6 protein-coding genes are annotated in these 8,766 nt (G+C 39.2%); 2 read left to right on the top strand and 4 right to left on the bottom strand.

What is annotated here, in order from left to right:
• Positions 1–123 precede the first annotated feature (123 nt).
• Positions 124–309, bottom strand: coding sequence for a hypothetical protein (locus IE199_RS21735; protein ID WP_189775018.1), 186 nt, complete (start codon positions 307–309; stop codon positions 124–126).
• A gap of 110 nt (positions 310–419) precedes the next feature.
• Here IE199_RS21735 and fdhD point away from each other — a divergent pair, with 110 nt between their 5' ends.
• Entirely contained in the window at positions 420–1,268 is an 849-nt protein-coding gene (fdhD, locus tag IE199_RS21730; protein ID WP_189775015.1) for a formate dehydrogenase accessory sulfurtransferase FdhD, read from the top strand.
• Here the strand turns inward: fdhD and IE199_RS21725 are convergent.
• Positions 1,265–2,731, bottom strand: coding sequence for a M28 family peptidase (locus IE199_RS21725; RefSeq protein ID WP_189775013.1), 1,467 nt, complete (start codon positions 2,729–2,731; stop codon positions 1,265–1,267). The two genes, fdhD and IE199_RS21725, sit on opposite strands and share 4 nt — an antisense overlap.
• 438 nt (positions 2,732–3,169) lie before the next feature.
• Here IE199_RS21725 and IE199_RS21720 point away from each other — a divergent pair, with 438 nt between their 5' ends.
• Positions 3,170–6,319 carry a TonB-dependent receptor domain-containing protein gene (locus tag IE199_RS21720; RefSeq protein WP_189775012.1) on the top strand — a complete coding sequence of 1,050 codons (3,150 nt, stop codon included), beginning with the start codon at positions 3,170–3,172 and terminating at the stop codon, positions 6,317–6,319.
• 52 nt (positions 6,320–6,371) lie between these two features.
• On the opposite strand, the gene IE199_RS21715 is transcribed toward IE199_RS21720, so the two are convergent.
• Positions 6,372–7,232, bottom strand: a complete 861-nt coding sequence (locus IE199_RS21715; RefSeq protein WP_189775011.1) for an AraC family transcriptional regulator — start codon at positions 7,230–7,232, stop codon at positions 6,372–6,374.
• Positions 7,233–7,378: 146 nt separating this feature from the next.
• Positions 7,379–8,758 (bottom strand): alkaline phosphatase, encoded by a 1,380-nt coding sequence (locus IE199_RS21710; RefSeq protein WP_189775010.1) that lies wholly within the window; start codon positions 8,756–8,758, stop codon positions 7,379–7,381.
• Positions 8,759–8,766: the final 8 nt, after the last annotated feature.

The raw sequence follows: 8,766 nt of genomic DNA, 5'->3' as shown, positions 1-8,766 counted from the left end.
TAAGTAGCGTAGGTGTAGACGAAGCAGTAATACGGAACTACGTTGAGTATCAAGGTCGTAAGGATTCAGATCAACTCCGAATGGAGTTGTAACAGTAAGTACCCCGGGCATGCCCGGGGGAATCTACACAAGTACTACTTCAATTTTTTCGTCCTTTGCTTGTTCTAAATAAATTTTCGCCATTTCTACTGAGCCAAATTGACGAACAAGACGAGCGATTGCATCGGCTTTTGCTCTGGTTAATTTAGGGTCGGTTGCTTGAGACAAAAATACCCAAGTTCGAATAAGCGAAATAGGCGCCTTAGCCATGGATTGCTTCCTTGCAAAGAGGTTGTTAATGTCCGAAGTATAGAATAAATTTAGAGAAAATAAGCGCTTTTGAAAAATTTTTTAACAAAAGACGATATTTAAGAGCAAATATGGCAACTGAAAGTACACGACAGTTTAATAAAGTCTGCTATCAAAATGGCACGCTAACAAAACTAAGAGACGAGCTAATCGTTGAGCAGCCTATTGCTCTTATTATCAATGTATATGCCTCAACAGGGGAGAGTCTGTTTGGGCAGGTTTATTGGATTACGTTGCGAACCCCTGGAGAAGATAAATATTTGTTTATAGGTTATTTATTGTCTCAAGGCATTATACGCTCTGAAGATGATATAAAGGCCATTTCGAGTGAAACAAATGATCAAGGTAATACAAACACTTGGGAAGTGACACTCAAACAAGAATGTTTGGCTCGACTTGTTGCAGATAACAAGGCACATAGTGCCAGTGCTAGCTGCGGTTTATGTGGCAGTACTTCCATTAAAGCGCTTGAACTAAATAATCCGCCTGCGGTGGCTATAAATTTACATTGGTTAAAACCTGAAAAGGTATTTGCTCTTGCTGGTCAATTAACCGAACATCAAAATCTATTTAAATTAACAGGTGGAGTACATGGCGCTGCACTATGTGATCGTAATGGTACTGTATTAAAAGTTTTTGAAGATATTGGACGGCATAATGCGCTCGACAAGCTCTTAGGATTCAGGTTTTTGCACAAAGAAATGCAATCAGTACAACAAATTGTAGTCATGTCGAGCCGAGCAAGTTTTGATATCTTACAAAAAATTGTCATGTCAGGTATTGAGGTACTGATCACTATTGGGGCGCCATCAGATCTTGCTGTTAAAACAGCGCAACGATTTGATGTCACCTTGATAGGGTTTGTTAAAAAAAGTAGCTTTAATATTTACCATGACCCAGCTAGGTTAACCGATAATTAAGGTCTCATTGGCCTTGTTTTATTTTTCCAACTTTTATACAGCCCAAAGGTTTTCATAGAGTCTTCAATATTGTGATCTTTCACCATTTGCTCAACTTGAGTAAAAGTGTGCTTTTGCCAGTTTATTTCGGGTAACTCTGCTAAACCAAGGATCAGTGCTCCCATCACCACAGAATTTTGCTTTAACTGTTTTTGATCGACCTTATCAAAAGTGTCTGATTCAGCATGGTAGTTAGAGGCATAATTGGCATCTTGTTGACTAGCGACGATATTTGGTACGCCATTCATCATAAAATCATAGTTATCTGTACCAACAACTGGGTGGTTAATTAAACTAAATGGGCCTTGCGATTCGACAGGGGTAAGAGCTTTGTTTATAGCGTGATTAAAATCAGTTCGGCCATTAGTATAAAAACCGTTGATTTTACCTGTACCAATGTCAATAGTTGCGGTCATTACGTGGTTATTTAATTCATCTTTATGCTGACGTGTATAAGCTAAAGAGCCGTAAATACCTTGCTCCTCACCGTTATACAAAGCAAAACGAATGGTTCGTTTGGGCTTAATACCGAGTTTTTTGATCTGTCTGGCAAGATCAATTACTAAACATACGTTAGAGCCGTTATCCAAAGCACCAGTACCTAAATCAAATGAGTCAATATGCGCACCAATTAATATGATTTGTTCTGGAAGTTCGCTGCCTTTAATCTCAGCGATTACATTTTGCACAGGGTATGAAGCTTCATCGGCCATGTCATGATAAGAGGTAAAGTTGAGCACTTTTCCCTTGGCGAGTAACCTTTTTAGTTTCAGGCCTTCTTCACGCTCAACGACAACAATCGGCAATTTGTTATCGGCACCATCACTTGGTAAATGGCGATATAGTAAATTTTTGTCGCGTGATGACATGTAAATAATACCTGCAGATTTAGCCTGTTCAGCCCGATCTTCAATACCAACAAAATCAACATATTCTTTGAATAGACCATTAATACCTGCTTTATCGTCCAAAATAGCAGTTTGTACAACTAACCATTTATTTTTCAATGTTTGATGTTTGCTAAAATCCTCCTTGGTGCCAAATCCTAAAAACACTAAGTCGCCACTTAGACCTTGTTCTGACGTGGCTTTGGTAAATGGCATGGTTGCAATAGGGATATCATATTTTAAGCTTTCTCCAGTAACCGTCGCTTTGGCACTAATTTCTTGCCAACCTCTGGGCATCAAAAATTCTTCAGTGTTGACACTAACACCGGCTTGTTTAAAGCGAGAGACCGCCCATTTTACTGCATCATTATTAGCTTGAGTGCCTGTGAGTCTGGCGCCTACTTCGTCAGTAAGTTGTTGTAAATCTGAAATAATGGGGGTTGGTTTTGCGAGTGCTTCAACGAGTAAATCGACGTTTGTTTGTGCAGACACTTTACTAACGAGCAAGATGCATAGCACAGGGATTAACTTTGTCATGGCGGTGTTCTCTTGTTTTTATTCAATCATTGCCTAATTAAAAAACAACTGTCAACTTTACTTTTCGATAGCAAAAATATGTGGGCTGTCAAATTTTCTTTACTAAAAATCATCTCCTGATTAAAAAAATATAAAAAATTTTTAAAAATTTAATGGTTTGCATTTGGTTATTTTCAAAATCTTCTACTACTTTAAAAATAGAGTAGGCAACACAGGAATTTTAAGTTTTACAAATAATTAAAATTAACAACGATTAATTAAATAACTAAATGAAACACAATCCAAGCGACATATTGCTAAATCGTTAGCCGTTGCACTGGGCTTTATAAATAACTACCAGCCATCTGAATAGCATGTTTAGGGAGACATTGCAGTTGTCAGGTGAGCGCCAAAAGGAACGGTAGGATAACTATAAAAAATAGAAGAGGAAATTTTAAAATGTTACAACCATCTCGAATTGCTAAAGCAGTTAAGTTTGCTTTAGTTGCCAGTCTTTCTGCGTCTTTTATGTCAACCGCTGCATTTGCTGAAGAAGCAAATGCTGAAGAAGAAAAAGTCGAACGTATTGCTGTCACGGGTTCTCGTATCAAAAAAGCGGAGTTTTCTAATGCTGCACCAATCCATGTGATTAAAGGTGAAGATGCAATGAAAGCCGGTATGAGGACTGTTAGTGAATTATTAGCAAATACTTCAATGGCCAATGGTCAACAGTTTGATTCAACGTTTAACTCAAACGCAGGTAACTCTAATGCCTCTGAGCCACCTCCAAGTGGTGGTGTAGGTTCTTCAAACGTTGGTTTACGTGGTTTAGGAGCAGAGCGTACCTTAATTTTGATTAACGGTCGTCGATTAGGTGCGTCTGGTGTGCGTGGTGCGCCATCTCAACCAGATTTAAGTTTGTTACCGATCAATATGGTAGAACGTGTTGAAGTAATCACTGAAGGTGCATCCTCAATTTATGGTGCGGATGCGGTAGCCGGCGTTATTAACGTTATATTAAAAGAAAGTTTTGATGGTGTTGAAATTTCTGGTGGTGTTTCAGATACCGCTGACGGTGGTGGTGAAGAAACTGAGTTTTCTTTTATTACTGGCTTTGAGGGCGAAAGAGCGAAATTTACATTTTCTGCCTCTTATTACAACCGTGAAAAGGTTCAGGTAAAAGATAGAACTGATTGTGTTCGTAAAATATGGAAAACTCAAGATGGTGAACGAGTATCAGTATGTTCAAGCCGTTTCTGGGATAACTCTATTTTAGAATTAGGTGGGTACTATAGTGATCACCCTGAAGAGTTTGCTATTTTCTACAATCCAGGACAAATTGATAGTTTAGGCATTCAAGACTATACCTTCGCCAGAGGTCTACCTGTACCAATAGATCCGAATATATCAATTGGCAGTGACGGTCAGTTAAGTCGCCGAGTTTATAGTGATTTGCATCATGATGGCAAAGACAGATTAGAGGCTGATTTAGTTCAACCTGTAACACGTTTTACTTTGGCAATGAATGGTTCTTACATGCCAAATTGGTGGGGCGGCGATGAAGAAATATTTTATGAAACTTATTACTTTCACCGTCATTTACAATCACGCGCTTCAACCGAGCAAATTTTCCCAACTATCCCTGGCATGATCCCTCATGAAGATGCTAACGGAAATATAGTGGTTAATGATGACGGTTCACCACATTTGGTACAAAACCCGCTCAGTCCATTTGCGGTAGAAGTGTCAAATATCATTACTTTAGAAGACTTACCACAGTTGCGCGATGTTGAACTTAACCATTTCCGTTTTGTAACTGGTTTACGTGGTGATTTTACCAGCGAGTGGTTGTCAGACAATGGCTGGACTTATGAGATGTTTGCATCATATGACCGCGGTGTTGGTAAACAAGATCAGCCAATTATGAATGAAAGCAACTTAGCGTTGGCGCTCGGCACATTAAGATTAGATGCTAATGGCAATGCTATCTGTGGCGTTAATGCACCTTCTGGTATTGGTTTTATAACTGCTAATGAATGTGTGCCTATTAACTTCTTTGCTCCTTCTATTTTTACTGGCGGTAAATATGGTGGTGGTACGTTTGCCACACAGGCCGAAAAAGATTTCTTAATTGGTACTCGAATGAACAGTACTACCGTTGAGCAAATTATGGCATCTGCGTTTATGACAGGTGACTTATTTGAGTTTTCAAATGGTGGTATTTCAACGGCAGCATTTGGTTTTGAATATCGCAGAGATAGAATTCAGTCTGAAGCTGATATGTTAGGTGCTACAGGTCTGGTAGCAGCAGAAAACCCATTAACAGAAGGTGCGACACAAGGTGATCGTGATGTAACCGATGTTTTTGGTGAAATTTCAATGCCTATTGCGATTGATACTGATTGGGCAAACCTATTTGAAGTAGAGGCAGCACTGCGTTACACAGACGAATCAAACTTTGGTAGTGAGCTTACTAAACGAGCTCGTGTAACATACAAACCTACAGAGTCACTACTATTTAGCGCTTCTTACGGTACGTCATTTAGAGCACCAAACTTACGTGAACAATTCCTTGCGAGCCAATTTGGTGGGGTAAGTGGTAGCGCTGATCCATGTTCTGTTCCAGGCTCTTTAACTACCGACGGTGTTTATGACCCATCCAAAGAAAATCGTTCACAAACTATCTTAGATAACTGTACGGCAACAGGAGCTGACTTTACATTAATCGGTTTAAGTGGTGTGCCAACAATTCCAACGGTTTCTGAGGGTAATGCACTAGGATTAAAGCCTGAAACTTCAGATAACATTACTGCGTCATTCAAGTGGACACCTTCTTTTGAAGGAGATTTCGAGTTTGATTTAGGTATTACCTACTGGAGTTTAGAAGTAAAAGACACGATTCAAACGATTAGTGCTGCAACTATGTTGAAACGTTGTTATGACTCGCAAGGTTTGTCTAGCCCATTCTGTGAGCGTATTGAGCGTAAACGTAACTCAACAGATGCGCGTTTAAATTTCCCAAGTTTAGTTGATGTATCTTTTATCAATATAGGTGAAGAAACATCAAAAGGTGTTGATGTTAATACGCACTTTTCTACTGATTTAGGTGAAATATTTGATATGCCGGTGCAAATGGTATGGGTTAACCAATATACCTTACAAACTGAGCGTGAAATTACCATATTTTCTGGTGAAGAGGCTGAAGACTTGTTAGAAGATTTTGGTACACCAGAACATCGATTAGTTTCAATCTTTAACTTTGTTAGTGGCGACTGGAATTTAATGCTAAAAGCAAACTACTTTTCAGCGACCCACGCATCTGATGATGTAATTGATACTGCACGATGTGACACCTTCCAAGTAAATGACGATTTAGGTGGCATTGAAACTGTACCTGTATGTGACGCCGATGCAGCGATATACGTTGATACGTCACTAAGTTATGCTGCGCAAGACTTTAGTGTTACCTTTGGTATTACTAATTTATTCGATAAAGCACCTGAAATGGTTGATATTTCAGCAGGCTCTAACCGCGCAAATATGGTGACCTCATCTGGTTATGACTTGTTAGGTCGTTCATACTTTGTAAATGCGACATATCGTTTCTAAAGAAACCTCAGAAGAAAAAACCGATAGCTTGCTATCGGTTTTTTTATGTCTATTAATTTATAGGTAAAAGAATCTCTATTTCCGTCAAATGGTGAGGTACATCTGGAAACATTTTTATCCGTTTAATAACACAAGGTGCATCACGAAGCTCATGGCCTTGTTGCTCAAGCCAAGTACCATAAAGGTAGGACAAAGGATAGCTTAATTGGCTATCCGGCCCAGTAAATTTGAGCATAGCATAGCGTCCACCAGCAATCTTTTGTGTAAATACGCCGTAATCTTGATTTTCTATCGGTTGGTCAGTTTGGGCACAAATATCAAACTGGTAGTCTTGTGGCTCTACATCATCAGGATCTGCATACAACAAATTGTAGGTATCTGATACTGATGGCGGTGTGTGATATTGCCTACGCCATTCGATAAATTTGCCGACTGTTGTCATGACGTTATTCGGATCACCAATATGACGTAATGTTGCTACTTGTATATCGGGTAAGTTAATGATGCTGACTGTAAATTTTTCTTGTTCAATTGGCATTGCTATTCTCCTTGGTGGCAAAGTTATCTCAGGTTGCTTGGTATTGGTTTGTCGATATTGCCTAGGTGAATGTCCAAAGTACGATTTAAATGCTCGACTAAATGATTCAACATAGCTAAATCCTGCGTCAAAAGCGATGTCGGTAATCGTCATGTGTTTTCTATAACTTAATTGATAAGCTGCTTTTTCCAAACGTTTAACTTGGATGTATTGATTTAAAGGTAAGCCCAGATGAGCACTTAAAATTCGGTGTAAATGATAAGCAGAAAACCCCGATATTTTTGTCAACTGAGATAGCGTCAAAGGTTGTGTTAAGTTGCTATCAATATACTGGGTTAACGTGATTAAGTTTTGTTGATGAAAATTCACTGGCATTTTGTGTTAGATAAATTTGCGTAAAATGTACCCTAGCTGCTTACGATTTACTTGATGTCGTTTGCTATTTTATATTGTTTGATAAATTAAACAAAAAAGCCACTTAGATTCAGCTTAGTGGCTCGCATATTATGGAAACTGTTATTTTATTTTTCTAGTAATTTGAAAATACCTTTGGCAATTTCGGTATTATCAATCAAACCTGAAAAATTATCTGATGCCTGGCCAATTGCGAATACTTGAACATCATCTGCTGTGTGACCACTGGTCGTCCAGCCAGTGTTTGTTTTACCGTCGATAAACTTATTTAGTGCGCGGTTTATCGTATTTTGCATATTAGGCTTGCGCTTTTTCGCACGCTCAGCGTCAGGAAGTGCTTGGTAAGCTGCTAAGTCATTTTTTGCTTTTTCTTTAGCACTAATTAATTGCTGTAACTCTTTATCGCTTACTTCAGCCGCTGAAAACTTTGCTTTAACTCGTTCACGAGTGATTTCGTTTTCACTAAAGTATTTGGCAATGCTTGCTGTTGATTCAGTCATAGAGCGAATCAGTGAAGGCTCCCATTTGTATTCACCATTTGCGGCAATAGTCAAACCACCTGTACTATGGTCAGCTGTTAAAATAACTTGAGTATCAGGGTTTTGCTTAACGTATTGTGCTAAAAATTTCATTGTAGACGATAGATCAGCCATTTCCGCCATTGCACTGTTGATGTCATTGCCATGGCCTGCCCAGTCGACTTGGCTAGCTTCAATCAGCATAAAAAAGCCTTCAGGATTTTCTAAATGCTTAAGCGCAGATTTGGTCATCGTGAGTAAGCGATTTGAATTGCTATCATCTAATGCCGGTGGCAAACCAACATCGGCAAACAAACCAAGTAATGGCTTATCACTAGGAGAGGTGCTTAATGCTTGATAATTATCAACATAATGAAAGCCCGCTTGCTTAAATTCATTAACTAGGTTTCTATCATCGCGAATAAAGTACTGCCATCCACCGCCTAGTAACACATCTACATTGATACCATTATCAACATAGCTATCAGCGATGGCGTTATAATTTCGTCTGCTTTCGTTATGTGTGATATATGAAGCAGGTGTTGCGTGGTTAACTTGAGAGGTAACGACAACACCAGTGCGCATACCTTTAGATTTAGCTCGCTGTAATACGGATTCAACTGGCTGTTTATGCTCGTCAACACCAATCGCCGAATTATAAGATTTGATGCCTGAGGCTAAAGCAGTAGCACTCGCAGCAGAGTCAGTAACATAACCAGAAACTCGTGCAGGATAAGTACTGGCCATACCAACTAAATGTTGGTCAAATATGGTGGACTCAATCTCTGGCGTTGCCGGATTGTCTGCGTAGTATCGATAACCTGAAGTATAAGCTGGTCCCATACCGTCGGAGACGATCATGATGACATTTTTGATTTTTGGTTCAGGTTTAACATTGGCTGATTCAGATGTAGCAACACAGCCGGCAACTAATGAGGTTACTGCGATAGCCGTTAATAATTTTTTCATACAAAATC

This window comes from Thalassotalea marina (assembly GCF_014656435.1).
GTDB classification, from domain to species: domain Bacteria; phylum Pseudomonadota; class Gammaproteobacteria; order Enterobacterales; family Alteromonadaceae; genus Thalassotalea_C; species Thalassotalea_C marina.
The sequence above is the reverse complement of the archived record's forward strand: the minus strand, read 5'-3'. Positions and strand labels throughout refer to the sequence as shown.

Excerpts from the sequence above, each read along its gene's own strand:
- IE199_RS21735 (WP_189775018.1), bottom strand. The coding sequence starts at position 309 with ATGGCTAAGGCGCCTATTTCGCTTATTCGAACTTGGGTATTTTTGTCT.
- fdhD (WP_189775015.1), top strand. The coding sequence starts at position 420 with ATGGCAACTGAAAGTACACGACAGTTTAATAAAGTCTGCTATCAAAAT.
- IE199_RS21725 (WP_189775013.1), bottom strand. The coding sequence starts at position 2,731 with ATGACAAAGTTAATCCCTGTGCTATGCATCTTGCTCGTTAGTAAAGTG.
- IE199_RS21720 (WP_189775012.1), top strand. The coding sequence starts at position 3,170 with ATGTTACAACCATCTCGAATTGCTAAAGCAGTTAAGTTTGCTTTAGTT.
- IE199_RS21715 (WP_189775011.1), bottom strand. The coding sequence starts at position 7,232 with ATGCCAGTGAATTTTCATCAACAAAACTTAATCACGTTAACCCAGTAT.
- IE199_RS21710 (WP_189775010.1), bottom strand. The coding sequence starts at position 8,758 with ATGAAAAAATTATTAACGGCTATCGCAGTAACCTCATTAGTTGCCGGC.